Consider the following 25500-nt stretch of genomic DNA (forward strand, 5'->3'; position numbering starts at 1 on the left):
TCGGTTGCGCAAGATCAACTCGGAGAAGCGCTCGTTTCTTTCGCATCCGCCAATCTCATCGCCGGTATGCTCTCATTTCCGGTGCCGCAAAACGAAAACGCGCCCGGGTTTCCCCGAGCGCGCGCATTATGTCCGTTGAGGCTTTCGCCTCGAAAAGCGCCGTGAGGCTTACGCCTCTTCGTCGGCGGTCTTCTTGATCTCTTCACCGGTGGTCTGATCCACGACCTTCATCGAGAGCCGCACCTTGCCGCGCTCGTCGAAGCCCATGAGCTTGACCCAGACCTTCTGGCCTTCCTTGACGACGTCGGTCGTCTTGGCGACGCGGTCGGCGGCGAGCTGGGAGATGTGGACGAGGCCGTCCTTGGAGCCGAAGAAGTTGACGAAGGCGCCGAATTCGACGGTCTTCACCACCGTGCCCTCGTAGATCTCGCCGACTTCCGGCTCGGCGACGATGGAGTGGATCCACTTCTTCGCCGCTTCGATCTCCTTGCCCGAAGCGGACGCGATCTTGATCGTGCCGTCGTCGTCGATGTTGATCTTGGCGCCGGTCTTTTCGACGATCTCGCGGATGATCTTGCCGCCCGAGCCGATGACGTCACGGATCTTGTCGGTCGGGATCTGCATGACCTCGATGCGCGGTGCGAACTCGCCGAGTTCGGCGCGGCCTTCCGACAGAGCCTTCGACATCTCGCCGAGGATGTGCTCACGGCCACCCTTGGCCTGGCCGAGCGCGATCTTCATGATCTCCTCGGTGATGCCCTGGATCTTGATGTCCATCTGCAGCGAGGTGATGCCCGACGCCGTGCCGGCGACCTTGAAGTCCATGTCGCCGAGATGATCCTCGTCGCCGAGAATGTCGGAGAGGACGGCGAAGCGCTCACCTTCCTTGATCAGACCCATGGCAATGCCGGCCACCGGTGCTTTCAGCGGAACGCCCGCATCCATCAGCGCCAGCGAGGTGCCGCAGACTGTCGCCATCGAGGACGAACCGTTCGACTCGGTGATCTCCGAGACGACGCGCAGCGTGTAGGGGAACTGCTCGGGCGCCGGCAGCAGCGGATGGAGCGCCCGCCAGGCGAGCTTGCCGTGGCCGATCTCGCGGCGGCCGGGCGAGCCCATGCGGCCGGTCTCGCCGACGGAGTAGGGCGGGAAGTTGTAGTGAAGGAGGAAGTTCTCCTTGTAGGTTCCCGTCAGGGCGTCGATGAACTGCTCGTCCTCGCCGGTGCCGAGGGTCGCGACGACCAGCGCCTGGGTCTCGCCGCGGGTGAACAGCGCCGAGCCGTGGGTGCGCGGCAGGACGCCGACTTCCGAGACGATCTGGCGGACCGTATCGAGCGAACGGCCGTCGATGCGCGAGGAGGTGTCGAGGATGTTCCAGCGGACGATCTTGGCCTGCAGCGACTTGAAGACCGCGCCGACCTCTTCCTTGGAATATTTGGTCTCTTCCGCGCCCTCGGGCAGGAAGTGCTCGGTCACCTTCTTCTTCACCGCGTCGACGGCAGCGTAGCGCTCCTGCTTGTCGGTGTTCTTGTAGGCCTCGCGCAGCTCGGTCTCGGCCAGCTGCAGCATCTCGCCCTCGAGCGCCGAGTGATCGGGCACATTGTGCTCGCGCGGCTCCTTGGCGGCGACTTCGGCGAGCTTGATGATCGCGTCGATCACCGGCTGGAAGCCCTTGTGGCCGTGCATGACGGCGCCGAGCATGATCTCCTCGGAGAGCTCGTTCGCCTCCGATTCCACCATCAGAACGGCATCGCCCGTGCCGGCGACGACGAGGTCGAGAGCGGATTCGTCCATCTCGTCGACATGCGGGTTGAGCTTGTACTCGCCGCCGATATAGCCGACGCGGGCAGCGCCGATCGGGCCCATGAAGGGCACGCCGGAAAGCGTCAGGGCAGCGGAAGCTGCGACCATGGCGACGATGTCGGGATCGTTTTCGAGGTCATGCTGCAGGACGGTGAGGACGACCTGGGTGTCGTTCTTGTAGCCCTCGGCGAAGAGAGGGCGGATCGGGCGGTCGATCAGGCGGGAGGTCAGAACCTCCTTCTCGCTCGGACGGCCTTCGCGCTTGAAGAAGCCGCCCGGGATCTTGCCGGCCGCAAACGTCTTTTCCTGATAGTTGACGGTGAGCGGGAAGAAGTCGAAGCCGACCTTCGGCTGCTTCTCGGAGACCACGGTGGCGAGAACGGCGGTTTCGCCATAGGTCGCGAGCACGGCGCCGTCGGCCTGGCGGGCGATCTTGCCCGTTTCCAGGGTGAGCGGGCGGCCGGCCCAGTCGATTTCCACCTTGTGGGATTTGAACATTCGGTTTGCCTTTCGTCCCCGCAATTCGCCGCCATTGGCGGCCATGCGGGTCGTTTCACGTTTGTCGTTTTTCAAAACGCGCCACGGGCAAGACGGCGGGAGGCTTCGCACGGCGCCCGGCATTCGGGCGCCCGGCCATCGTCTGGCCCTCCGGAAGCATCCGGCAATCCTGCCCCGTGACCGTTTGGCGGTCCGAAGCCCTGCCGTGTCCGGCACTGAAGCTTCGGGGTCAGGTGCGGCCGCTTTCGCTGCGGCCGGGATCAAAGCGGGATGAGGGTCGCCCCTCTTCGGTATCCCGCTCCATCGTTGTCAGGCGCATGATCAGCCGGGAATCTCGGCTTTCGCCTTTCGGGATCATGCTGTGAAAAACCGGCGGGCCTTCGTCGCCTTGCGGCCGAGGGCCCGCCGAAGGATCGGTCAGCGACGCAGGCCGAGGCGCTGGATCAGCGTCTGGTAGCGGCTTTCCTCGCGCGACTTCAGATAGTCGAGAAGGCGCCGGCGCTGCGAGACCATCTTCAAGAGGCCGCGGCGCGAGTGGTTGTCCTTCTTGTGGGACTTGAAGTGTTCGGTCAGGTTGTTGATCCGTTCGGTGAGGATCGCAACCTGCACTTCGGGCGAACCGGTGTCGCCCTCTTTCGTCGCATATTCAGTCAGGAGCGCGGATTTGCGCTCTGCGGTGATCGACATCGCGATACCCTTTCTTTTGGTTTTCGTGGGGTCGTGACGCCCTTTGCCGGGATGTCGTCCAGCACGGGCCGTGAGTGCGTTCGTCCGCAAAGCGGCGATCGCTGGCCGCGATATAACGGATTGCGCGCACAATTGCTAGCCGGGTGGCGCCGGCCGGGGTTGACCCGTCATCAGCGATCTGCCGACCGGGATGGGGCCGTCGTCAGAGCGTCGATGGAACGCCGCCTTGGCGATATTCGCTCCGCCCGCAGGCGCGCCGTCGGCGGTCAGCCGGCGACATAGTCGGGCTTCTTGTAGGATCCCGGCGCGAGGAAGGCCTTCAGCGATTCTTGTCCCCTTGCGTCGGGATAGGGCAGGTCCACGAATTCGGCGATATCCGCCACGGCCTGCAGGGGCTCGCGCACGATGCGTTCGTAGCTCAGGAGCAGAACCGGCCGCGCCAGATACATCGCCAGCATGAAATTGCGATGCTGCAGGTTCATCGTTCCGGCAAGGCTCGGCCTTGGATCGGCCCCCTTCAGGAGACGCACGAAATTCGTCTCTGAGGCGACGGGGTCCCGGAACACGATGATCAGATAAGGGTTGCGCAGCTTCGGCATGAGCGCATCGAGATACAAGGCCGCATGGGGGTCCTTCCAACCCCAGACCGGATGAGATGCGTTGCGGCTGTCGACCGCCTTCAGCCGCGTCGTGTTCGGCTGACCGATGAAGTCGGGGTCCTCGTAAGTGTCCGGCAGGTTGCTCCCCATGAAGACACCGAGCCTCTGCAGCGTTCCCCCCACCGCGCTGGTTCCGCCGCGCGCCGTGCCGAGACAGATGACCGTCCTTTCCGCGGGCGTGGCGCTTTCACGGTGCCATGAGACGGAGGTCGACTTCGGTTGCTGCGACATGGGCTCTCCTCACTGGGTCTGCTCGCCCGGATCGTGAAACAAAAACCTTAAATGGACAAGAGAAATAAAACGATCTGTGCGTGTAAATTGATGCAGGCCGATGCTCCCGCCGGTCTGTCGCAGAGACCGCGACAAGCCTCGGCGACCCGAACGGCCTTACCTTTTCCGCGACGCCGGTCTCTCCTTGATCCGGCCGGCCACGACAGCCCCGAAGCGTACTTTGAGAAAGCCGGGGTGGCGTGACGCGGCACCGACGCTGCTCGTTGCCGAACGGCGCCGGTGCCTTGCCGCGGATCGGTCGCCCCCGCCGATCACGCAGTAAAAGGGACAGCGGGTGCTATTTCCGCGTCCAGGTCTGCGACTTGCAGAAGATCTTCAGTGCGCAGCCGGTCAGCTTCATGGAGTTGCCGCTGACCTGGGCGCTGCCCTCATAGGTCTTGCCGTTGGACGGATCGGTGATCCGCCCGGTGTAGCTCGCGCCCGAACCGCTCATCTGGCCGATCCGCTTGCCCTTGTGCTGGCCGGTCATGATCGTCGTGCAATAGGCATTGCCGCAAGGCGCGATCTTGGCGGTTTCGCCGCTTGACGTCCGCCAGTTCCCGACGATCGGAGCGGAGGCGGCGAATGCACTGGAGACGCAGGCCGTCAGTGCGCCTGCGGTGATGAATGCCAGAAGTGTTTTCAAGACGGTTTCCTCCCCGGTTCGACGGCGCCATGCTTCATGGGTTTTTACGCCGTTTACGTAAAGGTAAACCGTTTTCAGCGGCGAAGCAAAGGCTCGCACGTGGCCGCGTTTGCGCCGCTTCGTCACATGATCGGGGAAGCGGCGCGACCGTCACTCGCCGCTCGGCAGTCAACGGCCAGCCGGCGTCAGCCGTCCGCCGACGCCGCTTTGCAGAGTCTTGCGCTAGACCCGGACCCAGACCTGCGTCTTGCAGAAGACCTTGAGGGCGCAGCCGGTCAGTTCCAGCTTCGTCTCGGTGACGCGGGCCGTGCCGGAATAGGTGCGGTCGTCGCGCGGGTCGGTGACCTCGCCGGTATATTGTCCGGCCGAACCGCTCATCCGGCCGACCGACTTGCCCTTGTGCTCGCCGGTGATCACCGTGGCGCAGAAGTTGTTGCCGCAATTGCTGACGCTGACGATGCCGCCGCCGGGGGCGCGCCACTTTCCAAGGATCGGCTCGGCGGCGAGCGAGGGCGTGGCGAAGCTCGCGGCGAGGGCGGCTGCGAGGATCAGGGATTTCATCGGATCATATCCTTCGGTCATCAAATCGTTCGTTGCGGATCCCGGCCAAGCCGGCATCGTGTCGATGGTCCGCTGCAGGCAGCTCCGGCCGTCGCCCGAAAACCGTCGCGGCTGTGCTTCGCCGCCTCCGCGCCATGTCGTTACGACTGGAAACATGCGGGGGCCAACTCGCCGTCGCGGCGGCTCAACCAGCGGCTGCCGTTCCTCCACCAGTTCGATGTGGCAAGATGGTGGCTCCTGCCGTTCGCTCACGGCCTTGTGTCATCGGCGTGTCAGAACAACGTCCCGGGACTGGCAGTTCTCGCGGCTTTCAGCTTGATCGGTGCCCGGTAGAGAGGGAAGGAGCCAACCGCGCTTTCTGGCGGTGCACTTTATTTGCCCTTGCGGCAGTTGCCGGCATTCACGGCGAATTAAGCGAAAATTTTAAGCGCCTCTTCAAGCGATGGCGGGATGATCCTTCCCATAAGAAACCAGGAACGGGACAGGGATCATGGCACATATCGACAACACCGCTTTCACCACCGCCACCGCGACCAGCGGCGCTGCCCATGTCGACGGCGCGGTTCTGATGAATCTCGGCCTTCGCGCGGCGCTGGGCCGTGATGGCGCGGTCGATCTCGTCGCCGCCCACATGTATTTCAACCTCGCCGACCGCAGGGGTGCCGAGGGCGCGGCGGCCCATCGCCAGGAAGTCGCCTGCGACATGTCGAAGGGTGAGATCGCCACGGCGCTTCGGGCCGCGCGCAAATGGTTGACGCTGCACTGAGCGCGCCGATCGCGAGGCCCTGCCGGCTGCTGCCTGCCGCCGGTGCTCCATCTATCCAGCTTAAGGCTCAGGTCGCCGTGGGGCGACCGACCTCGGCGATGGCGCCCATGAGCGCGTCCTCGAAAAGGGCGAGATCGTCCGGCGTTCCGACCGAGACCCGGATCATCCGGTCCAGCGGCTCGACGCCCGGCATGCGGATGAAGACGCCGCGCTTCAGAACGGCGGCCAGCAGCGTGCGAGCGTAGTCGCCGTTGCCGCCGCAATCGATCGCGACGAAATTGGTGGCGGAGGGAAGTGGGGTCATGTTCGCCCGCCGTGCGATCGCGGCCAATTCCTCGCGCGCGTGCGCGATCCTTATAATTGTCGCCCTGAGATGGTCCTGATCGGCGAGCGCGGCGAGCGCACCGGCCTGGGCCATGCGCGAGACACCGAAATGATTGCGGACCTTGTCGAACTGGGCGATCGCGGCCGGTTCCCCGACGACATAGGCAACCCGCACGCCGGCCATGCCATAGGCCTTCGAAAAGGTGCGAAAGCGCAGGAGGTTTGGCCGCATCAGCGAGATCGGCGGCAGGCTGCCGTCGGGCGCAAGGTCACTATAGGCCTCGTCGAGGACGAGGATGGTCTCTTCGGGGACCGCGTCGATCAGCCGCCCGATCGTCGCTGCGTCATGGACGCTGCCGGTCGGATTGTCGGGATTGGCGAAATAGAGAAGCTTTGGACGGACATCCCGTGCCCGCGCGGCCAGGGCTTCGGGATCCTCGTGGTCGTCCGCCCGGTAGGGGACGAAGTCGAGCCGGGCGCCGTGGCCGGCGACGTGGTAGTTGAAGGTCGGATACGCGCCGTAGGAGGTCACGACCCGGTCGCCGGGGACCGCCGCGAGATGGACGAGATGGCCGAGCAGGCCGTCGATGCCCTCGCCGATGGCGATGTTCTCCATGCCGATGCCGTGGTGATCGGCGATCGCGCGCTTCAGCTCGTATTGCTCCGGATCGCCATAGGCCCAGCTCTCTCGCGCCGCCTCAGCCATGGCTTCGAGCACCATCGGCGATGGGCCGAAGACGCTTTCGTTGGCGCCGAGCCGGGCACGGAACTTTACTCCCATGCGCCGCTCCAGCGCCTCCGGGCCGACGAAGGGGATGGTCGCGGGGAGCGAGCGGGCAAGGTCGGTAAACAGCATTGCAGGGTTCCGGCGGTCGCGCGGCCGGCTTTACCGGCTGGCCGCGAGGGACGTTTCACGAAGGTGATGCGTCTTACGCCCAGTTGCCGCTCGCGAAAAGATGCGCGCAGCCGGTCGGCTCGGCTACTCGGCGATCGGCTTCAGGCCGGCGGCAAAAAGCTGGCCGTTCTTCTCGTAGTGGCGTGCCGATTCCCGCAGCTTTTCGGCCGCCGCCTCATCGAGCGTGCGCACCGCCTTGGCCGGCGAGCCGACGATCAGCGAGTTTTCGGGAAACTCCTTGCCTTCGGTGACGAGGGCGTTCGCCCCGATGATCGAGTTCCTGCCGATTCTCGCGCCGTTCAGCACCGTCGCGCCCATGCCGATCAGGACGTTTTCCTCGATCGTGCAGCCATGGACGATCGCGGCGTGTCCGATGGTGCAGCCGGCAGCGATCGTCAGCGGCGAGCCCATGTCGCTGTGCAGGACGGCATTGTCCTGGACGTTGGTGGCTTCGCCGATCTCGATCCACTCATTGTCGCCGCGAATGACCGCGCCAAACCAGACGCCGGCGCCCCGGCCGAGCCGCACCCGCCCGATCACCTGAGCATTCGGTGCGATGAAGACATCCTCGCCGATCTGCGGGCGATCCTCGCCAAGTTGATAGACCGGCATCGCCGTCCTCCCGTTGGTTTGCTTTGCGGCAAGCTTGCGCGCCGCCGACGGCGAAGGTCAAGCATGGGCGCGACGTCCCGCCCCGAGAGACGAAATGCGGACCGGCTGGAATGCGTCTTCCCGAGAAAGCCGTTGAAAAGGTTGACGCCCGGCCTTGCGGTCTTGCACCCGCACAGGGTGAGGGCCACCGTGCGGCCCGCATCGACGGCGTTGGGACGCAGCACATGATCCGACTTCTCCACACGGCGGACTGGCAGATCGGCAAGCCCTTTGGCGGGTTCGACGAGGAGCGGCGGGTCGAATTGCGATCCGCGCGCTTTGCCGCCGTCGGGCGGATCGCCGCGCTGGCGCGAGACCGGGCCGTCGATGCCGTGCTCGTCGCCGGCGACGCCTTCGACGACAACACGGTCGCCGAACGGGACGTGAACCGCGTGCTCGACGAGATGGCGGCCTATCGCGGCCCGTGGATCTTCCTGCCCGGAAATCACGATGCGGCGGTGACCGGCAGCGTCTGGGCGCGGCTGCGCGGACATCTGTCCCGGCGGGGCCTTGCCAATGTCGTCATTGCCGACGAGCCGGCGGCGATCGATCTTCTGGACGGGCGCCTCGCCATCCTGCCGGCGCCGCTCGTCCGCCGCCACGAAGGTGCCGACCTGACCGGCTGGTTCGACCATGCCGAAACGCCGCCGGGTGCGGTGAGGGTCGGGCTTGCCCATGGCGCGCTGGAAAACCGGCTGCCGGAGGCCGCCGATGCGGCCAATCCGATCGCCGAGACCCGCACGACGACCGCCAGGCTCGACTATCTGGCGCTCGGCGACTGGCATGGCTTCCTCGCCGAGGTCGCTCCGAAGACGGTTTATGCCGGAACGCCGGAGCCCGATCGTTATCCCTCCAACGAGCCCGGCCATGTGGCGCTCGTCGAGATCGACGGGCCGGGCGACCAGCCCCGTATAGAGCGCGTGCCGGTTGCTCTTTATAGATGGACCGCGCGAAGCGAGCGCCTCGATGGCGATGCCGGCGGGCTCGAAGCGACGTTTTCGACCTTCGACGATCCCGGCAAGACGCTTTTGAAGCTGACGCTCGCCGGCAGCCTCTCCCTGCGCGAAAGGGTGCGCCTGGAGGAGACCATCGCCCACTGGCGCGACCGCTTCTTCTCTCTCGACATTCGTGACGACGACCTCTTCGACGAGCCGGACGAGGACGACCTCGATAAGATCGATCTCTCCGGTTTCGTCAGGACCGCGATCGAGGCGCTGCGCGCCAAGGCCGCCGACCCGGCCGATCCCGAACGCGAAGCCGCGCGGCTGGCGATCCGCATGGCCTATGTGGAGCATCGCCGGCTCTCGGGGACGGAGGGCTGAGATGCATCTGAAGTCGCTTCGCGTCACGGAATTCGCCAGCATCATGGACGCCTCGCTGGAGGGGCTCGATCCCGGCCTCAACGTCGTCGTCGGCGACAACGAGGCCGGCAAGTCGACGCTTCTCAAGGCACTGCGCGCCGCCTTCTTCCAGAAATATCGCGGGCGCGGCGAAGCGGTGGAAGCCTTTCTGCCCTATGGCGGCGACGGACGGCGGCCGACGGTCTCGGTCGGCTTTTCCCATGACGGCGCCGACTATCTGTTGTCGAAGAGTTTTCTCACCCGCCCGGCCGCCGAACTCGCCGGGCCCTGGGCGTCTCCGGTTTCCGGCGATGCGGTGGAGGAAAAACTCGCCGAGCTGCTCGGCTTCGTTCATCCGGGGCGGGGCGATTCCAAACTCTCCGAGCACCAGGGCGCCTTCGGCCTTTTGTGGGTCGAGCAGGGTCGCTCCAATATCGGCCTCGACATCGGCGCGGGCCGCGACGCGGTCACGGCGTCCCTCGAAGGCGAGGTCGGCACGATCCTCGGCGGCGAGCGCGGCCGCGCGCTGATCAACGCGGCGAAGGCGCTGAACGACCGGCACTTCACCGCCACCGGCCGGATCGGCGCGAATGCGCCGCTGAAGGCGATCGACGACGAGCTCGCCACCGCCCGGCAGGAGCTTTCGCAAAAGCGCGCGGCCTTCGGCGAACTGGAGCAGAAGCTGAAGCGTCTGGAGGATCGCCGCCGGGCGCTGAAGGGCTATGAGGACGCAAAGACGCTTGAGAAGGCGAGCGAGGCGCTGCGCGCGGCCGAGGCCGCCTTGCGCCGTGCCGAGGACCGGGACCGGGAATGGCAGGCGGCACACGCGGCGGTGAAGCAGGCCGAGGCGATGCGGGCCGGCGCCGTCGAGGCACTGAAGCGGCGCGATCATCTGACCGCGCAGTCCGCCGCGTCGCAGAAGGCGTTCGAGGCCGCTGCCGCCGATTTCGCCGAGATCGACGCGGCGGCCCGCAGCGCGGCCGAGACGGTCAGCGCCGCCGCCAAGGCCCATGACGACGCGCGCGCCGCGCTCAAATCGGCCGAGGACCGCCACGAGGCCCATCGCCGGCGCGCCGATCTTGCCCGCGAGAGCGCGGCGCGCGACCGGCTCCGCAGTGTCGTCGAGCAAGCCGGAAACCTGGCCGAAAAGATCGCCGCCCTCCTTGCGAGGCGCGATCTCATCGCAATCGACCAGAAGGCGCTGACAGCCATCGACAGGGCCGAGCGCGCTCGGCGCGACTGCGAGGTGCGGCTGCAGGTCGCCGCGCCGGCGGTGACCTTCGAACCGGAAGCGGGCGGCGGCGTCCGCGCGCCGGACGGAAGAGCGATCCTTTCCGGTGAGACCCAGCGCGTCGTCTCGCCCAGCCGCTTTCTTCTCGAGGGTTTCGGCGCCGTGACGATCGAACCCGGCGGCGGCGCGGCCAATCTGGAATCGGAACTGCGCGAGGCGACGGGCGCGCTGGACAAGCTTTTGAAGGCATGCGGGTCCGAAAGCGAAGCCGATGCCCGCCGGCTTTTCGCCAAGCGTCAGGAGCTTGAAGCGGAGCTCAAACTTTTGTCCACCCGCCGGGACGCCCTCGTGCCGGAGGGGCTCGATGCGGCGAGGGCGCGGCTTGGCGCCGCCGAGGCGGCCGTCGGCCGGCTGACGGCAGCCGTTGCCGGCGAGCCGGACGGCGCCGGCAATCTGGCCGACGATAGCGAGACCGCAGGGGACCGTCTCGTCGCCGCGCTGGAGACGGCACGCCGCAATGCGGCCGCAGCCGACGAGGCCCTGCGGATCGCATCGCGCGAAAGCGAGGCGGCGACCCTTGCAAGGGTCAGCGCCGAAAGCGACCTCACCCACTTCAAGTCGCAGGCCGAGCGGGCCCGTGCTGATGTCGAGGCTGCCGAGGCGGGCCTCTCGCGCGCGGCCCTGTCGGAGCGGCTGGCCGAGGCCGACGCGGATCTGGAAGCAAAGCGCGGACGGCTCTCTCTCACACAGCGTCAGCGCGAGGAGGAAGGCGCGGAGGCCGCCGAAGCCCGGCGCAAGGCGGCCGAAAAGGCGCTCCGCCAGATTTCCCAGACGCTCCAGCACTTGCGCGACGAAACCATCGGCCTCGAAGGCGAGGTGCGCGCGGCCGGCGGCAGCGGTGTCGGCGAGGCGGTGCAATTGCTGGAAGAGCGGATCGCCGATCTCGAACGCCGGCGGCAAAGGACGTCACTCGAGGCCGACGCCGCGCGACTTCTTTACCGGACGCTGCTCGATGCCCAGCGCACGGCGCGCGAACACTGGCTTGGGCCGATCAAGACCCGCGTCGCGCCCTTCCTGAAGCTTTTGCATCCTGAAAGCGATATCGATCTCGACGAAGAGACGCTCGAACTGAGGGGCCTGCGCCGCCAGGGCGTCGAGGAGCGCTTCGACCGGCTTTCGGCGGGTGCCCGCGAGCAGGTGGCGGTGATCACGCGGCTGGCGCTCGCCCAGGTTCTGAAGCAGGGCGGCCATCCGGCTGCGGTGATCCTCGACGATGCGCTGGTCAACACCGACGAACTTCGTCTCGAGCGCATGCATGAGGTGCTGCGGGCGGCCTCCCGCGAGCTGCAGGTCATCGTTCTGACCTGCCGCGAACGGGATTTTCGCGACCTCGGCGCGCCGATGTTCCGGCTCTGATTCGCTGGTCGGAAGCCAAAACCGCGTCAATGCGAAAGCGATGCCGAAACAGCCTTTCGGCCGTCGTCAAGCCAGGCGCAAGCTTCAATCCACCGCAGAACGGGCCGTCCGCAGCGGCAGCGACGCGGTCGGACCCGTCCATCTTGCGAAAAACCGCGAAAAACGCCCAGAAACGCCGGATCTGAGCGTGTGGTTACTGGTGGGTGAATGAAAAAGTGGCATCGGCGCAACAGGGGTGTGTCCAAAGCGTCCCAAGAGGCCCAGTGTGTCCTTTATGCGATTGCATCGAATCCGCGTGTGGATATTGTCGCTTTCAGAAAGATCGCGGGGGCAAACGGCTTCGGACTTTCAAAGAGGGGATGGGGCAGGGAAGGCTGTCCTTCATACAAGGCCCAACCCTAACCTATTAATTGACTGGAGGTCAGGACATGAACATTAAGAGCCTTCTTCTCGGCTCCGCTGCGGCCCTCGTCGCAGTTTCCGGCGCCCGCGCTGCGGACGTCATCGTTCCGGTTGCACCGGAGCCCACGGATTACGTCAAGGTTTGCGACGTCTACGGCACCGGCTTCTACTACATCCCGGGCACCGAGACCTGCCTGTCGATCAACGGCTACGTCCGTTACAAGATCACCGCTTTCGGCGGCGTCACGGACGATGCAGGCACGGAATTCCTCACCAACGACGAGGGCGACAACTACTCGGTCAACTCGACCGTCCGCGTTCGTCTGAACTTCGACGCTCGTGAAGAGACCGAGCTCGGCACCCTGCGCGCCTTCGCTCGCGTTCAGGCCAGCAACGGCGGCGTTCCCGGTGAAGACGCCGGCTATGCGATGGACATGGGCTACATCCAGCTCGGTGGCCTGACCATGGGTTACCTCGACACCCTCTGGACCGAGGACGACGGTCTCCTGACCGATACCGACCTCGCGCTCGGCGACTTCCAGGTCAACCGCATCTCCTACACCTACGCTGCGAACGGTTTCTCGGCTGCGGTGTCGATCGAAGACGACGCAACGGGCGACTGGAAGCCCGACGTTGTTGGTCGTCTGGCCTATGCCGGTGGCTGGGGCCGCGCCTACATCGCTGGTTCGTATGACGAAGCCGAGCGTGGCGACGGCCTGCCGATCGCCGGTCTCGACAGCGATGGCGACACCATCTTCGGTGTGCAGCCCGGCCAGGACGGCGCGTTCGCTCTGAAGGGCGGCCTGAGCCTCAAGGATCTCATCGCCACCGACTCCGAGCTCCGCGTCGAGGGTGGTTACGCTTTCGATCCGTCGTCTTACATGACCATCGGCATCTTCAATGGTCTCGGCAGCGATGCTTTCGCCACGGCGGTCAGCACTCTTCCGGTCGAGTGGCAGGTCGGTGCGGGCTACGCCCAGAGCTTCGGCAAGCTCGGCGTCGCGCTCTCGGGTGCTTACGGCCAGACGTTCGACTACTACAACGACTCGGACGTCCTGGTTGCCGACAACGGCAAGTACTACAAGGTCGTCGGCAACGTCGGCTACGAGATCACCAAGAACTTCGACATGCTGGCCGAAATCTCCTACACCAAGCTCGACGCCGACCTGATCGGCGACGACAGCGACAGCCTCGACCAGACGGCTGGCTTCATCCAGTTCGTCCGCTCCTTCTAATCGAAGCGGCGAAAGCTGAAGCAATCTGATGAAGGCCCGGCGCAATGCGCCGGGCCTTTTTCGTTCAGGCATTTCGATGATTGCTGTCTCGCCCTGGGGCAGGGCGGTTCTCAGAGCGCTCCGCGTCCTCTGAGGCGCCTGATTGCGCAACACGATGTTCGAGCGCCGGCCACGACCTGGATCAGAAGGCGCACCGTTCGACCCGACGTCATTCCCGGGTTCATCCGAGAAACTGGAACATACCGACAAAACAGAGGCTGAATCGGCGCACTGGATGCTCGGGACGGGGCCCGAGCATGACGAACGCGATGAAAGCGGACGCCTGATCCCGGAATGTCAGGCACTCGATCTGTGCCGTTCTCGTTAGAACGCCGTGCGTCCGAGTGGACGATCAACGAATGCTCTACAGCACCCGGCGATAACTTCGCATCGTCCGGTGCTGTAGATTCTATCGGGCGCGCCGGCTTATCGAAAAACCGGATTCCATTTTTTCGCTCGGCGCTCCAAACTTTTGAATTGCCGTAGCCGGCTCGACGGCCAATGCCCGATCATGACGTTATCAGGCCGGCGTTCCGTTCTCCGCGAACATTGGCAATCCTGGCGAAGCGGCAACGATTGCTGCAAAGGGGCAGGGCACGTCGGTCTCGAACCGGCCGCGCCATGCGTCATCACCCTCGATCGGCAGGCCGATCCGTCCGACATTGCACCGGCCGGCATTGCACCTGACGCAGGGCGTCAGCCGATCCAGCGGCGGCCGGTCGTCTCGAGGCCGAAGAAGCGCGGCGTCCGCGCGAAGGTCGCAAGGCCGGCAAGGGCGGCGAGCGGCTCGGTCACCACATAGAGCGGTATCTCCCGCATCAGTTCGCTGTGGGGAGCCTTGTCCTCGAAGGCGGCGCGCACGTGGTCCTTCTTCACCACCGGGATCAGGCGCTGGAAGATGCCGCCGCCGATGAAGACGCCGCCACGGGCCATGAAGACGAGGGCGATGTCGCCGGCGATCCGCCCGAGATAGGTCGCAAAGAGATCGACCGCTTCCTCGGCCTCGCGATCCATGCGGTTGATCGCCGCTTCGGTGATCGACTGCGGCGTGTCGAGGGAGGGTGCGTTGCCCTTCACCGCGCAGATGGCGCGGTAGAGATTGACGAGCCCGCGGCCGCAGAGGATCTGCTCGCCGGACACGCGGCCCTCGATCGTCTGCAGATGCGGCCAGATCTGAAGGTCGCGTTCGGTGCGCGGGCCAATGTCGATATGGCCGCCTTCGCCCGCCACCGGGATCCACATGTTGCGGGCGCGGACGAGCCCGGCGACACCGAGCCCCGTGCCGGGGCCGAGAACGGCGCGGCTCGCGCCTTCGCGGATGACGCCGCCGCCGATCTGCGTGCGCGCCTCTTCCTTGAGCGAGGAAATCGCCAGGGCCTGTGCCTCGAAATCGTTGAGAACGATGATCTCCGAGATACCGAGACCCTCGATCATCGCCTTCGGGCGGACGATCCAGGGACAATTGGTGAGGTCGATCTCGTCGCCGTCGATCGGCCCGGCAACGGCGAGAACGGCCGATTTGGGCTGCAGCGAGGTCTTGTCGAGGACCGTCGCCTGGATCGCTTCGTCGATATTCTCGAAGTCGGCCGTCTGGACGACCGGAAACATCTTTGGCGCGGCATTGGCATCGACGATGATGGCAAACCGCGCGTTCGTCCCGCCGATATCCCCGATCAGAACCGGGAAATTAAGCGTCGTGCTCGCATCGCTCTTCGCTGCCATCTCGTGCCCGCCGTTTCAATCGATTTGCATCGTGCTCGACATAGGACATTGCCGAGGCGAAGGCAAAGCGCAGTTTGCAAATCCGCCGCTCCTTTCGAGGCGCAGTCGCCGGACCTTCCATCACCGCAGCGGGCGCGGCGTCGGGACGGGTACCGCGCTTGCCGGCGGCGCGTAGGCGGCCGAATAGCTGGCGGGCGACGAAACCCCGGCGCCCGAGCCGGCGGCAACCGCCTCTGATCCTTTAACCGGGGCGCTCAGGACGGCCCGGCAGGCGGCCGGCATGCCGGAAAGCGTCAGCGGCGGCTTCGGCTTCGGCGGCTTGGCGCCGGGCTTTTTCGGCTTCGGCGGTTGCAGCGCGACGTTGAACCACCAGCTAAGCTCCGAACAGCCGTCACCGCTGCCGACCGCCGGCTGCGGCTTGCAGTCGGTCGATCCCGGCTGGCAGAAAAGCCGGACATGGAAGTGCTCGTCATGCCCGTAATAGGGGCGCACCTTGGAGAGCCACGCGCGATCGCGCCCCGCCGTCTCGCACAGTTTCTTCTTGATGCCGGGATTGACGAAGATCCGCTGGACCTCGCGTTGCGACGCCGCGATCTTGATGAGATCGCGGTAATGCGAATTCCAGATCCGGTCGTCGACGGTGAAGGTGCCCTTTCGCAGGACCGAGCGAAACGGATAGGTCTCGCGCTGCTGCGCGCTCAGCCGGGGGGAGGGCATCGGCTGCAGCCAGACGTCGAAGTCGAGCCCGACCTGATGCGAGGCGTGGCCGGAGGCCATCGGTCCGCCGCGCGGCTGCGAAATGTCGCCGACGAGAAGACCGGGCCACACGCCCGTCCGGGCCGCCTGTGCGGCAATTCTCTCGATCAGCGCGATCGTCGCCGGGTGGCCGTAGCGGCGGTTGCGCGACAGGCGCATCACCTGCCAGTTCTCGCCGTCCGCCGGCAATGCAGCGGCGCCTGCAATGCAGCCATCGGAGTAGAAGCCGATGCTTTGCGTCTGGCCGGCCGACGGGCTTCTTTCGGCGGAGAACAGGAGCTTTGCCGGCGTTTCGGCATGCGACGCCCCGGGCGCAAGGCACATGCCGGCATAAAGTGCCGCTCCGCACAGAAGAAGAAGCCTTCGCAGTTTCATGACATGTCCTTCCGACGCGGTGCCGTCGTCCTGTCCCCATATGCCCGGGGCCGCAGGATCGGTCCCGGTCTTCGCGCCATGCGAAGCTTCGCTGCGCCCTGCATGATTCGCGGCTCTCGCCCAGCAGGCGGCGGACTTTACTCAAGACGACGAATTGTCTGAAAATGCGACGAAATCCTTACCAAGTTGCGATGATCCGCGCAGCAGGCCGAAGGGACGAGCGATGACCTATGATCTCTACTACTGGCCCGCGATCCAGGGGCGCGGCGAATATGTCCGTCTTGTTCTGGAGGCCGCCGGTGTTTCATATCGCGACGTGGCGCGGCTCGATGTGTCGCAGGGCGGCGGCGTCGAGGCGATGTTCGCTCACATGCGGGGTGATGAGGGGCCGCAGCGTCCTTTGGCGCCGCCCTTCCTCGTCGATGGCGACGTGCTGATAGCGCAGACGGCGGTGATCGTTTCCTATCTCGGCGAGCGCCACGATCTGGCGCCTCTTGAAGAGCGGGACCGTCTCTTCGCGCGCACCATCGCGGCCACGACGGCGGATTTCGTCGCCGAAGCGCACGACACCCACCACCCGGTCGGCGTGGCGCTCTACTACGAGGATCAAAGGGACGAAGCCTTGCGAAGAGCCGAGGGCTTCCGCAACGAGCGGGTCGCCAAATATCTTAGCTGGTACGAGGCGCTTCTGGGTGGGAACCCGAGCGGGCCGGAGCATCTCGTCGGCGATCGGCTGAGCTATGCGGATCTCGGCCTGTTCCAGACCGTCGCCGGTCTCGGCTATGCCTTTCCCCGCAGGATGAAGAGCCTGATGCCCGCGTTTCCGATGGTCGCGCGGCTGTGCGAACAGGTCGCGATGGTTGAGCGTGTCGCGGCCTATCTCGCCAGCGACAGGCGCATCGCCTTCAACGAGGACGGCATTTTCCGCCACTACCGCGAACTCGACGACGAATGAGAAAGGGCCCGGCGCGCGGCGGCGCCGGACCCTTGCGGTCGTCGTGAAACGGATCGGGTGCCGAAAGGCCCGGCCCGCCTGTCGTCAGTTGGCGAGCTGCGAGGCGAACAGGGCGAGAGCCTTCTGGTAGACGCCGGCACGGTTCCACTCGCGAAGCACGGCGAAGTTCGGCTGGCCCTGCTGATAGCCGGCGCCCGGACGCCAGCCGTGCTGGCGCAGGAAGTTTGCCGTCGAGGCAAGGACGTCCGCCTTGGAGCGGATCAGGTCGCGTCGGCCGTCGCCGTCGCCATCCACTGCAAAGCGCAGATAGTTCTTGGCGAGGAACTGGGTCTGGCCGATCTCGCCGGCCCAGGCGCCACGCATCTGGTTCGGGGACATGTCGCCGCGATCGACGATCGCCATGGCCGCCAGGAGCTCTTCGGTGAAAAAGGCCGAACGGCGGCAGTCGTAGGACAGCGTGGCCAGCGAAGAGAAGACCGGCATGTTGCCGGAATTGGCGCCGAAGCCGGTCTCCATGCCCCAGATCGCGACGAGCACTTCCTTCTGCACGCCGTAGCGCTTCTCGATCGAGTTCAAGAGGCCGGCATTCTGGCGGATGATTCGCTTGCCCTTGGAGACGAAGGAGGCAGGTGCGCGCCGCTTCATGAACGCGTCGAGCGACAGGTTCATCGAATGCTGGTTGCGATCGAGGCTGATGACCTTGCGCGAATACTGGGCCGGCATCAGCGCCGACTGGATGGTCCGCTGCGAAATGCCTGCGCGCGCCGCCTCCTGAGCCATCTGCTGCTTCCACTGGTCGAAGCCGGCAGCGGAGTTGCCGCACTGGGCGGCGTTCGCGGGAACGGCCGCGGCGCCGAGCATGAGGGCGGTCAGGCCGGAAAGAGCAAGGCTCATGAATTGTTTGCGTCGGAGCATGTTGGGACTATCTCTCCTCTCGAGGGGGTTCAATTTCGGCGGTCTTTGCGGCCGTCGGCCCGCTCGGGCCGTCGCTTCGAGGCCGTCGGGCCCCTTCCACGGAGATCGCTCTGGAAACTTTACGAAACACTGTAGCGGCTTTCGGCCTGTTACTACATCGGCTTCGGCGTATCGTCATTAACGCGAAGTATGCATTGCCACCGAAAGCGGCGACAGTCGGGCGAACTGATGAAGTTTCTCGTTCAACTGCTCACGAACTCGGTATTTCGAGATTTTCGGTCTCGGCCAAGGCGCGCTTCTTCTCGCCGGCAATCAGCATCAGGTTGCGCGTGTAGATGACGAGGCCGGCGGCCTGTCCGAGGATGAAGACGGGATCACGCCGATGCAGGGCATAGACGAGCAAAAGCGCCCCCCCGACCAGCGAAAAGCCCCAAAAGGCGACCGGCACCACGGACTTGCGGGCCCGCTCCGAGGCGATCCACTGGATCAGGAACCTTGCGGTGAACATTGCCTGGGCAAAGAAGCCGAGAGCGATCCACAGATTGAACTGGTCGATGAAGACATGCTGGATGAAGGACCACATCGGTCTTTCTACTCCTTGGTGGCCGTCACGTCTTCGACGTGTCCGGGGGTTCTGCGGCCACGACGAATGATCCACCACACGCCGAAGAGATCGAGTGCGCCGCGGGCCGCCCGGTCGAAGATGCCGTAGTTCGACTGGCCGAAGCGGCGCTGGCGGTCTTTCACGTCGAGATGGGCGATCGTGCGTTCCTCCCGAAGGACGAGAGCCGGCAGGTAACGATGCCAGCCGTCGAAATAGGGCAGCTTGCGGAACAGCTCGGCAGGCACCGCCTTCAGGCCGCAGCCGGTGTCGCGGGTCGCGTCGTTCAGGATCGCGGTCCGCAGGCGGTTGGCCGCTTTCGAGGACAGGCGTTTGGTAAAGCTGTCGGTGCGCCCGACGCGCTGGCCCGCGACGAGGCCGCAGGTCTCGTCGCGTGATTCGAGCAGATCGACCATGGCGGGAATGAAGGCCGGATCGTTCTGCCCGTCGCCGTCGATGGTCACGATGCAGTCGCCATCGGCGCAAAGAACGCCCGTGCGCACCGCGCGGCTCTGTCCGGCGGAGCGCTCGTGCCGGATGTGCCGGACCGCCATGCCGTCGCCGCGCAGCGTCTCGATCATCCCTGGCGTGTCGTCCGTCGAGCCGTCGTCGACGACGACGATCTCGTGGTCGCGCCCGGCAAGCGCCGCCGCGATCTCGGGGACGAGCACGGAAAGGTTTTCCGCTTCGTTCTTGGCGGGCACGACGACGCTCACCTTGACGAATCTGCGTCGCCGGGTGGTGGCCGAAATCTCGGAGGTGGTCGGGTTTGTTGTCGAAAAGGCATCCATCGCCGGCGCCTTATCATAATCTGATCGACCGGTCGCGTCAGAAAAGCGCGCCGCTTCGACGCCGTTACAGTTACGGCCGGGGGAGGGGGCGGAGCCGGTAACGACGGCACCGCCGCGAAGCCTCGAGCGCAGCTGCGCGAAATTCCTGTCGATCCGCTCGCCCCGGGCACCGAGGAAGACCGGCCGCAAAAGGACGATGGTCGAAAGGGTGATGATCCAGGAGACGAGGACGTCGGAGAGGAAGTGTCCTCCCGCGGCGATCCGGGCGAGCGAGACCGTGGCGGCGATCGCTGCCAGGCCAAGGCCGATCGGCAGGCGGTCCTGCCTCGGGATGACGAAGAATAGCGCCATGACCGCCGCGGCCGAGGCCGCCTCGCCCGACGAGAACGAGCAGTTGCGGCTGCACTGGTCGGAGAATTGCCAGACCGGCGTGAAGTCCAGGCTGCCGCCAAATTCGAGGAGTGAGCGGGGGCGGGCACGGCCGAGCGTGTTCTTCAGGATGGCGTTGACGATCAGCCCGGGCGCGATCACGTAGACCGCGATGACGTAAAGCCCTTCGCTCGGTTTCAGGAGCCAGCGCGGCGGCCGCACCATCAGCCCCGCGACGACGGCGAGGAGGCTGAAGCCTAGCGCCGCGCCGGTCATCCAGTTGCCGAACTTGCGAACCAGCCTGACGTCGAAGTCTTCGGCGCCCGAAAAGCCGAGCCCGGCCCGGTAGAAATGCCCGCTGACCAGAATGTCGATGCCGGGAAAGCTCAGGAAGAAGACGCTGACGACGGCAAGGACGATCGTCAGGAAAACCAGGGGGCGGCGCCGGACGAAGCGAAGGCAGACGGCCGCCCTGCTGCCGTCTGCCGATCCGCCGGAGCGGCCGGGCAGCCGGGGAAAGGTGTCGGCTCCTGCGTCCATTCACGTCTTTCCTTGCATTTGCCATCGCCTTGGGGCGGGTCGAGCGCCCTGCCTCTATCGGACACAGGCCGATACCCCAAGTTTTCCAAACGCCCCATCGTGCTTTTTTGAAAACCGATTCCGATTTCCGGGCCGATGCGATAGGACTGGCATCAAGCGCCAGTCGCGGTCCTTCGCCTGAGGGCTTGGCATCGCATATCACGAGTTCGGCGGCCTCTAACGAGCCAATCGCAAGCAAATATGACACTTCCCACGACCGCCGACGATCGGCGAGCCAGCGTGGCGGATCGGTTACAGGACCGCTCCTTCGGTCTGGCTTTTCTCGCTCTTCTCCTCGCCGCGATCGCGCTTCTGCGCCTGGTAGCGCTGTTCCTGTCGCCGAGCGAGCTCGGTTTTGACGAAGCCCAGTATGTCCTTTGGGCGCAGCATTTCGATTTCGGCTATTTTACCAAGCCGCCGCTCGTCGCCTGGGTGATTGCCGCCGAGACGAAGGTCTGCGGCACGGGCGCGGCCTGCGTGCGCTCGATCGTGCCGCTGGTCAATTCTGGCACGGCCTTCGTCCTTGCGCTTCTGGCGGCGCGGCTCTACGGGGCGGGGACGGGGTTCTGGACCGGCATCTTCTTCGTGATCATGCCGGGCATCGCGGTCTCGTCCTTCCTGATCACCACCGATCCGCTGCTCTTGTTCTTCTGGAGCCTGGCGCTGTTCGCCGTCTTTCTGCAGATCGACAAACCCGGCCTGAAGCCTGCCCTTCTCTTCGGCGTCGCCGCCGGGCTCGGTCTCAACGCGAAATATGCGATGATCTATCTGCCGGTGCTGGTCGCGCTGGCCGGCGCGATGATGCCCGAATTTCGACGTCGGCTGTTCCGGCGCGAGAGCCTTCTCGCCCTTGCGATCATGCTGCTTTTGATCGCGCCCAACCTGATCTGGAACGCGCTCAACGGTTTTGCGACCTTCGAGCATACGGCGAACGACAATATCGGCTGGAGCCTGTCGCGGCTCAACGCCAGCAAGGGCTTCGAGTTCTTCGGCGCGCAGTTCGGCATCGCCGGGCCGGTGATCTTCGGGGCGATGCTGAACGCGTTGTTCTTGCGGGCACGAACCGAAAAGCCGCGCACCGACGTGCTTCTGATGATCCTGTCATGGCCGATCCTGTTCGCCATCACCATCCAGGGCTTCCTCGCCCAGGCCAACGTCAACTGGGGCGCCACGGCCTATCCGGCGGGCGTGATCGTCGCGACGGCGCTGGTCGTCCGTCATCGCTGGCGCTTCTTCTTCTGGACGAATCTGATCGTCTGCGGCCTCGTCTCACTGGTCATTCTTCTGGGCACGGCGTTTTTCGATCCGGCCGATGCGCCGGGCGCCGGCAAGCAGCTGCGCCAGCTCGCCGGCTGGCAGGTGACCGGCGAGAGCCTCGCGGCGCTGGCGCAAAAGACGGGGTCCACGCGCATCGTCGTCGAGGGACGGGCGCTGACGGCGGGTGTCGCCTATGCCTTGCGCGACAGCGATCTCCAGGTGCTCGGCTATCTGCCGAAGGGCGAGAGCCCCACCGACCAGTTCCAGCTCGACCGGCCCTGGGACGGCGACGATGCGCGTCAGGGCACGCTGCTCTTCGGTTTCGGCGCCGACGATCTCAAGCGTCTGGGCGCCTCGCCCGTCGCGACCGTCGATGCGCCGATCTATGCCGCCAGGGACGGGACGATGCCGGTTTATGGTTTCAATGGCGCAGCTTCGGTTGACGTTGACGGGCAGCCATCAGGCGAGTGAACGTCGCCGACGATAGAGCCTGCCGGGCGCCCGAATGCGCATGACGGGACGCCGGCCGGCGGTTCGGGTCTCTTTGGCCATGTCGTTGACGACGCAGGAGGACCGATGAGGCAGGTATCGCCATGGCCGGACAACGGCGTGATCCTTTATGACGGCGTCTGCGTCCTGTGCTCGGGCTGGGTTCGCTTCGTCGCCAGGCGGGATGCGACGCGCCGGTTCCGCTTCACGCCGATCCAGTCGGCCTATGGCGCGGCGATGGCCGAGGCGCTGGCAATCGACCCGGCCGATCCAGACACCAACGCCGTCGTGATCGACAAGATCGCCTATTTCCAATCCGACGCGGTGCTCGCCGTCCTTTCGCCCCTGCCGGGCTGGACATGGACGAGAATCGGCTTCGCGGTCCCAACAATGCTGCGCGATCCGCTCTACCGGCTGATCGCGCGCAACCGCTATCGGATCTTCGGACAGCACGAGGCCTGCGAGCTTCCACCCGCAGGCCTTGCAACGAGGATCGTCACCGAACTCTGACGTCTGCCCGATTGGATGCCGGGCGACGGGTTGCGCCCGGATATCAGCGGCCGATCGCGCCGCCGATGACGCCGCCGACGAGGCCGCCGAAGAAGGCCGCCGCGGCAGGATCGCCGCCGCTGCGGCGGGGCGAGACGCGCCGGACGACGCGGGGCTTGGAATTGCTGCGCCGGGTCGAAACGGCCTTGCGGGTTTCGCGGCGCGGCGTGACGGACCGCGCCTTGGGCGGGGCCGGCGGGGTGTAGGCGGCGAGCGCGGCCTGGGTCTGGCTGACGAGGAGGTCGTATTGCGGCTGGTTGAGATAGCCGCTGACATGCACGCCTCGGGCGCTCTGCCAGGCGACGATGGCCTTGCGGGTGTTCGGTCCGAAGGCGCCATCCGGGGTGCCGCAGTTGAAGCCGGCAAGATTGAGCCGGAGCTGGGCCTCCTTGCGTTTGCCGCGATCAAGGCCGAGCATCGCCTCGGTGCCTTCCCCGGACAGCATCTGGGAAGTGGCGCTGCTGCCGACAGAGTTGGCGCTGCCGGGCAGGCCGGCCTGGAGATTGCCCGACGATCCCATCGCGCCGTCATTGCCGAGGCTGGCGACGACGTTGCCGTTGGCGCGGACGGGCAGCCGGGCGATCTGCTTGCGGGCGTTGGCGGCATAAAGCCCGTTCGGGAAGGTTTCCAGATAGGCTTCGTAATCGACGCGCTGGCCGGAGTCGCGGGCGAGGCTGTAGAGCGCCGTCTCGCGCTGCAGCGTTTCGGCATCGTCGCCGCTGCGCGTGGTCGTCGCGGCCGACGGGACGAGGCTGGGCGCGGAGGCCTCCACCGCCGAGGAGAGCGCGGTGGTCGGCTCCAGTGAGGCGACCTTCGTCGCATTCGGGTTGAGATAGACCTCGCCGGTGAGCGAGGCGTTGATCCAGGGCCGCTGCTGGTTCTTGGTGGTCTCCAGCACCTGACCGGTCACCCGGGACATGACGACCTGAATGTCGGTGTCCGGCGCGTCGATCTGGTCGAGCAGCGCCTGGGTGAAGGGCGAATGGGACGTACCCTCGCCGTCATAGGCGACCTCGTCGGGGCTGGTGGCATAGATGATCGCCGTGCCTTCGCCGCCGTCGCCGCCGATGTCGATCTTGGCGAGGCCGTCGGAGACCTTGGCCGAGCGGCTGACGCCCTTCAGCGATCGGGCGAGCGAGCGCGACAGCGGGTTGTCCCGGCAGGCGTCGAGCACGACGAGCCGCACGGCGACGTCATAGCGCAGCTGCCGGTTGATCGTGTCCAGCGAGACAGCGCGGAAATCGAGATCGGACGGATCCTCGAAGGCCGCGTCGATCGGAACCAGATAGTTCTTGCCGTTCACCTGCATGCCGTGGCCGGCATAGAAGAACAGGCCGACATCGGCGCCGCGCACCGACTTGGCGAAGTCCTGAATCTTGGCGTCCATCTCGACCTTGCCGAGGTCGATGCCCTCGATCACCTCGAAGCCGAGATTTTGCAGCTTCTGGGAGACGGCGCGCGCATCGCGGGAGGGATTTTCGAGGGTCACCGTGTGCTGATAGGCGCTGTTGCCGACGACGAGGGCGACCCGCCGCTCCGGCGTCGCGGCGCGGGCCTCCTCGATCGCGGGGCCGGCGAAGACACCGACAATGCCGGCGATGAGCGCTGCCAGACAGCCGCGCTTGAACGGCGCCGCGAGGCCGCGCGGCTTGTCGCGGGTAGGCGGCTTGTCGCGGGTAGATTGTGCCGGCTTGCCGGGGCCGATCGAGCCTCTCAATCGCGCCAGACGGCGAATGACACCGTTTCGATCACTCATGGCTGTCCTCTCCTCGCGTCATGGGCGAATGATGTAAAAGAATACACGCAATGGTACAGTCGTTTACCGCACGATTCAATCGAAGATTGCTGCTGCCAATGCAAAAAACCGCCCTCTCCTTGCGGAGGGGCGGTCAGAGTTCGACTGGAGGAGGCGAGCCCGCTGACGGGCCCGAAGTCGTGACGTCGATGCGCCCCGCCGGGACGCCGGCAACTCAGCGGCGGGCGATGATCTCTTCGCCCGAAACGATCATGCGGATGCCGAGGCCGGGCTTGCGCCTTGCCAGAAAGCGCGGGCGGCGCTGGCGATGCGGCGCGGCGCGGCGCGAGGCCGGCTGGGCCGAGCGAAGCTGGCCGACCGTCTCCTCGAGCGAGACGACGCGGCCGTCCGCCTCGATCATCAGCATCGGCAGGCCGAAGAGATCCGACCAGCCGCGCCAGTCGGCGGCGACGTCGAAGAGATCGTTCGCCACGAGGAGCGGCACGGTGCATTTCGGGTCGTCATGATAGAGTTCGAGCGTGACGGTCACCTCGCCCTCGGCTGTCTCCAGCGCCCGTGCGGCGATGCCACGGAAGGCGCGGGACGGAAGGGCGATGGAAATCGGCAGGCCGCAGCCTTCGAGGATGCGGCGGATCACCGCGCCTCGACTGTCGACGCGATAGGTAACCTCTTCGCCGTCTTCGAAAGTCACGAAGCTCTGGTGGCGATCGCAGGCCCTCGGATCGAGCCGGACGGGCGCGCAGGCCCAGTTCGGACGGGTCGAAATCTTTACGTTCTGAGCGATGGTCATGTGCGACGCCTTCTGTCTCTCCTGAGAGCCGCTTTGCGGCCCGGGATCCCTGTTTCGACGGCCGATGTGTTCCCCGGCCTTTCGATGGGTTCAGAATAGACAGCGCCTGTTTCACACGCGCTAAGAAAGTCAGTTAAGTCTTCCTGACTTCCATGAGGGTTATCAGAATAGAA

General features: G+C 65.7%; 21 protein-coding genes. 7 read left to right on the forward strand and 14 right to left on the reverse strand.

What is annotated here, in order from left to right; genetic code table 11:
• Positions 1 to 168: 168 nt before the first annotated feature.
• The 5 genes from pnp to J6595_RS17350 form a co-directional block, all read right to left on the reverse strand.
• Entirely contained in the window at positions 169 to 2301 is a 2133-nt protein-coding gene (gene pnp, locus J6595_RS17330) for a polyribonucleotide nucleotidyltransferase (protein ID WP_209596020.1), read from the reverse strand.
• A 417-nt stretch (positions 2302 to 2718) separates the two neighbouring features.
• Positions 2719 to 2988, reverse strand: a complete 270-nt coding sequence (gene rpsO / locus J6595_RS17335; protein ID WP_209596023.1) for a 30S ribosomal protein S15 — start codon at positions 2986 to 2988, stop codon at positions 2719 to 2721.
• Positions 2989 to 3254: 266 nt separating this feature from the next.
• Positions 3255 to 3878 carry a sulfotransferase gene (locus J6595_RS17340; protein ID WP_209596026.1) on the reverse strand — a complete coding sequence of 208 codons (624 nt, stop codon included), beginning with the start codon at positions 3876 to 3878 and terminating at the stop codon, positions 3255 to 3257.
• A 337-nt stretch (positions 3879 to 4215) separates the two neighbouring features.
• Positions 4216 to 4563, reverse strand: coding sequence for a DUF2147 domain-containing protein (locus J6595_RS17345; RefSeq protein WP_245198665.1), 348 nt, complete (start codon positions 4561 to 4563; stop codon positions 4216 to 4218).
• A gap of 222 nt (positions 4564 to 4785) precedes the next feature.
• Entirely contained in the window at positions 4786 to 5124 is a 339-nt protein-coding gene (locus J6595_RS17350) for a DUF2147 domain-containing protein (RefSeq protein WP_209596028.1), read from the reverse strand.
• Between the two features lie 490 nt (positions 5125 to 5614).
• Between J6595_RS17350 and J6595_RS17355 the strand changes: the two genes are divergently transcribed.
• The gene (locus tag J6595_RS17355) at positions 5615 to 5890 is read left to right on the forward strand and encodes a sel1 repeat family protein (RefSeq protein WP_245198667.1); all 276 of its coding nucleotides are present in this window, start codon (positions 5615 to 5617) and stop codon (positions 5888 to 5890) included.
• A gap of 67 nt (positions 5891 to 5957) precedes the next feature.
• Here J6595_RS17355 and J6595_RS17360 read toward each other — a convergent pair whose 3' ends face one another.
• Both J6595_RS17360 and J6595_RS17365 read right to left on the reverse strand, forming a co-directional pair.
• Positions 5958 to 7070 (reverse strand): pyridoxal phosphate-dependent aminotransferase, encoded by a 1113-nt coding sequence (locus J6595_RS17360; RefSeq protein ID WP_209596029.1) that lies wholly within the window; start codon positions 7068 to 7070, stop codon positions 5958 to 5960.
• Positions 7071 to 7193: 123 nt separating this feature from the next.
• The gene (locus J6595_RS17365) at positions 7194 to 7721 is read right to left on the reverse strand and encodes a gamma carbonic anhydrase family protein (RefSeq protein ID WP_209596031.1); all 528 of its coding nucleotides are present in this window, start codon (positions 7719 to 7721) and stop codon (positions 7194 to 7196) included.
• Positions 7722 to 7945: 224 nt separating this feature from the next.
• Here J6595_RS17365 and J6595_RS17370 point away from each other — a divergent pair, with 224 nt between their 5' ends.
• The 3 genes from J6595_RS17370 (at position 7946) to J6595_RS17380 (ending at position 13384) form a co-directional block, all read left to right on the forward strand.
• The gene (locus J6595_RS17370) at positions 7946 to 9082 is read left to right on the forward strand and encodes a metallophosphoesterase family protein (RefSeq protein WP_245198669.1); all 1137 of its coding nucleotides are present in this window, start codon (positions 7946 to 7948) and stop codon (positions 9080 to 9082) included.
• A 1-nt stretch (position 9083) separates the two neighbouring features.
• Entirely contained in the window at positions 9084 to 11747 is a 2664-nt protein-coding gene (locus tag J6595_RS17375; RefSeq protein ID WP_209596035.1) for an AAA family ATPase, read from the forward strand.
• 428 nt (positions 11748 to 12175) lie between these two features.
• On the forward strand, positions 12176 to 13384 hold the full coding sequence (locus J6595_RS17380; protein ID WP_209596037.1) for a porin: 1209 nt from the start codon (positions 12176 to 12178) through the stop codon (positions 13382 to 13384).
• 735 nt (positions 13385 to 14119) lie between these two features.
• On the opposite strand, the gene J6595_RS17385 is transcribed toward J6595_RS17380, so the two are convergent.
• Together J6595_RS17385 and mepA are read right to left on the reverse strand one after the other, a co-directional pair.
• Complete coding sequence (locus tag J6595_RS17385) at positions 14120 to 15145, reverse strand: glucokinase (RefSeq protein ID WP_209596039.1); 1026 nt, start codon at positions 15143 to 15145, stop codon at positions 14120 to 14122.
• A 120-nt stretch (positions 15146 to 15265) separates the two neighbouring features.
• Positions 15266 to 16276 (reverse strand): penicillin-insensitive murein endopeptidase, encoded by a 1011-nt coding sequence (gene mepA, locus J6595_RS17390; protein WP_209596042.1) that lies wholly within the window; start codon positions 16274 to 16276, stop codon positions 15266 to 15268.
• 223 nt (positions 16277 to 16499) lie between these two features.
• Between mepA and J6595_RS17395 the strand changes: the two genes are divergently transcribed.
• Positions 16500 to 17231: a glutathione S-transferase gene (locus J6595_RS17395; protein WP_209596044.1), complete on the forward strand. Its 732-nt coding sequence runs from the start codon at positions 16500 to 16502 to the stop codon at positions 17229 to 17231.
• An 84-nt stretch (positions 17232 to 17315) separates the two neighbouring features.
• Here J6595_RS17395 and J6595_RS17400 read toward each other — a convergent pair whose 3' ends face one another.
• The 3 genes from J6595_RS17400 to J6595_RS22875 all read right to left on the reverse strand — a co-directional run bounded on the left by J6595_RS17400 (position 17316) and on the right by J6595_RS22875 (position 20447).
• Positions 17316 to 18146 carry a lytic murein transglycosylase gene (locus J6595_RS17400; RefSeq protein WP_245198679.1) on the reverse strand — a complete coding sequence of 277 codons (831 nt, stop codon included), beginning with the start codon at positions 18144 to 18146 and terminating at the stop codon, positions 17316 to 17318.
• A 250-nt stretch (positions 18147 to 18396) separates the two neighbouring features.
• Positions 18397 to 18729 (reverse strand): lipid-A-disaccharide synthase N-terminal domain-containing protein, encoded by a 333-nt coding sequence (locus tag J6595_RS17405; RefSeq protein WP_209596046.1) that lies wholly within the window; start codon positions 18727 to 18729, stop codon positions 18397 to 18399.
• An 8-nt stretch (positions 18730 to 18737) separates the two neighbouring features.
• Positions 18738 to 20447 carry a glycosyltransferase gene (locus J6595_RS22875; RefSeq protein WP_209596048.1) on the reverse strand — a complete coding sequence of 570 codons (1710 nt, stop codon included), beginning with the start codon at positions 20445 to 20447 and terminating at the stop codon, positions 18738 to 18740.
• Positions 20448 to 20726: 279 nt separating this feature from the next.
• On the opposite strand from J6595_RS22875, the gene J6595_RS17415 reads away from it, so the two are divergent.
• Together J6595_RS17415 and J6595_RS17420 are read left to right on the forward strand one after the other, a co-directional pair.
• Entirely contained in the window at positions 20727 to 22214 is a 1488-nt protein-coding gene (locus J6595_RS17415) for an ArnT family glycosyltransferase (RefSeq protein ID WP_209596050.1), read from the forward strand.
• 105 nt (positions 22215 to 22319) lie between these two features.
• The gene (locus J6595_RS17420) at positions 22320 to 22742 is read left to right on the forward strand and encodes a thiol-disulfide oxidoreductase DCC family protein (RefSeq protein WP_209596052.1); all 423 of its coding nucleotides are present in this window, start codon (positions 22320 to 22322) and stop codon (positions 22740 to 22742) included.
• Between the two features lie 43 nt (positions 22743 to 22785).
• On the opposite strand, the gene J6595_RS17425 is transcribed toward J6595_RS17420, so the two are convergent.
• On the reverse strand, positions 22786 to 24537 hold the full coding sequence (locus J6595_RS17425) for a caspase family protein (RefSeq protein WP_209596054.1): 1752 nt from the start codon (positions 24535 to 24537) through the stop codon (positions 22786 to 22788).
• A gap of 214 nt (positions 24538 to 24751) precedes the next feature.
• Positions 24752 to 25327 (reverse strand): DUF6101 family protein, encoded by a 576-nt coding sequence (locus tag J6595_RS17430; RefSeq protein ID WP_209596056.1) that lies wholly within the window; start codon positions 25325 to 25327, stop codon positions 24752 to 24754.
• Positions 25328 to 25500 lie beyond the last annotated feature (173 nt).

Origin of the sequence: Jiella mangrovi, assembly GCF_017815135.1 — a bacterium.
GTDB classification, from domain to species: domain Bacteria; phylum Pseudomonadota; class Alphaproteobacteria; order Rhizobiales; family Rhizobiaceae; genus Jiella; species Jiella mangrovi.

Excerpts from the sequence above, each read along its gene's own strand:
- J6595_RS17350 (WP_209596028.1), bottom strand. The coding sequence starts at position 5,124 with ATGAAATCCCTGATCCTCGCAGCCGCCCTCGCCGCGAGCTTCGCCACG.
- J6595_RS17430 (WP_209596056.1), bottom strand. The coding sequence starts at position 25,327 with ATGACCATCGCTCAGAACGTAAAGATTTCGACCCGTCCGAACTGGGCC.
- J6595_RS17360 (WP_209596029.1), bottom strand. The coding sequence starts at position 7,070 with ATGCTGTTTACCGACCTTGCCCGCTCGCTCCCCGCGACCATCCCCTTC.
- pnp (WP_209596020.1), bottom strand. The coding sequence starts at position 2,301 with ATGTTCAAATCCCACAAGGTGGAAATCGACTGGGCCGGCCGCCCGCTC.
- J6595_RS17385 (WP_209596039.1), bottom strand. The coding sequence starts at position 15,145 with ATGGCAGCGAAGAGCGATGCGAGCACGACGCTTAATTTCCCGGTTCTG.
- J6595_RS17380 (WP_209596037.1), top strand. The coding sequence starts at position 12,176 with ATGAACATTAAGAGCCTTCTTCTCGGCTCCGCTGCGGCCCTCGTCGCA.
- J6595_RS17420 (WP_209596052.1), top strand. The coding sequence starts at position 22,320 with ATGAGGCAGGTATCGCCATGGCCGGACAACGGCGTGATCCTTTATGAC.
- J6595_RS17355 (WP_245198667.1), top strand. The coding sequence starts at position 5,615 with ATGGCACATATCGACAACACCGCTTTCACCACCGCCACCGCGACCAGC.
- J6595_RS17365 (WP_209596031.1), bottom strand. The coding sequence starts at position 7,721 with ATGCCGGTCTATCAACTTGGCGAGGATCGCCCGCAGATCGGCGAGGAT.
- J6595_RS17425 (WP_209596054.1), bottom strand. The coding sequence starts at position 24,537 with ATGAGTGATCGAAACGGTGTCATTCGCCGTCTGGCGCGATTGAGAGGC.
- mepA (WP_209596042.1), bottom strand. The coding sequence starts at position 16,276 with ATGAAACTGCGAAGGCTTCTTCTTCTGTGCGGAGCGGCACTTTATGCC.
- J6595_RS17405 (WP_209596046.1), bottom strand. The coding sequence starts at position 18,729 with ATGTGGTCCTTCATCCAGCATGTCTTCATCGACCAGTTCAATCTGTGG.
- J6595_RS17375 (WP_209596035.1), top strand. The coding sequence starts at position 9,084 with ATGCATCTGAAGTCGCTTCGCGTCACGGAATTCGCCAGCATCATGGAC.
- J6595_RS22875 (WP_209596048.1), bottom strand. The coding sequence starts at position 20,447 with ATGGACGCAGGAGCCGACACCTTTCCCCGGCTGCCCGGCCGCTCCGGC.
- J6595_RS17370 (WP_245198669.1), top strand. The coding sequence starts at position 7,946 with ATGATCCGACTTCTCCACACGGCGGACTGGCAGATCGGCAAGCCCTTT.
- rpsO (WP_209596023.1), bottom strand. The coding sequence starts at position 2,988 with ATGTCGATCACCGCAGAGCGCAAATCCGCGCTCCTGACTGAATATGCG.
- J6595_RS17400 (WP_245198679.1), bottom strand. The coding sequence starts at position 18,146 with ATGCTCCGACGCAAACAATTCATGAGCCTTGCTCTTTCCGGCCTGACC.
- J6595_RS17340 (WP_209596026.1), bottom strand. The coding sequence starts at position 3,878 with ATGTCGCAGCAACCGAAGTCGACCTCCGTCTCATGGCACCGTGAAAGC.
- J6595_RS17395 (WP_209596044.1), top strand. The coding sequence starts at position 16,500 with ATGACCTATGATCTCTACTACTGGCCCGCGATCCAGGGGCGCGGCGAA.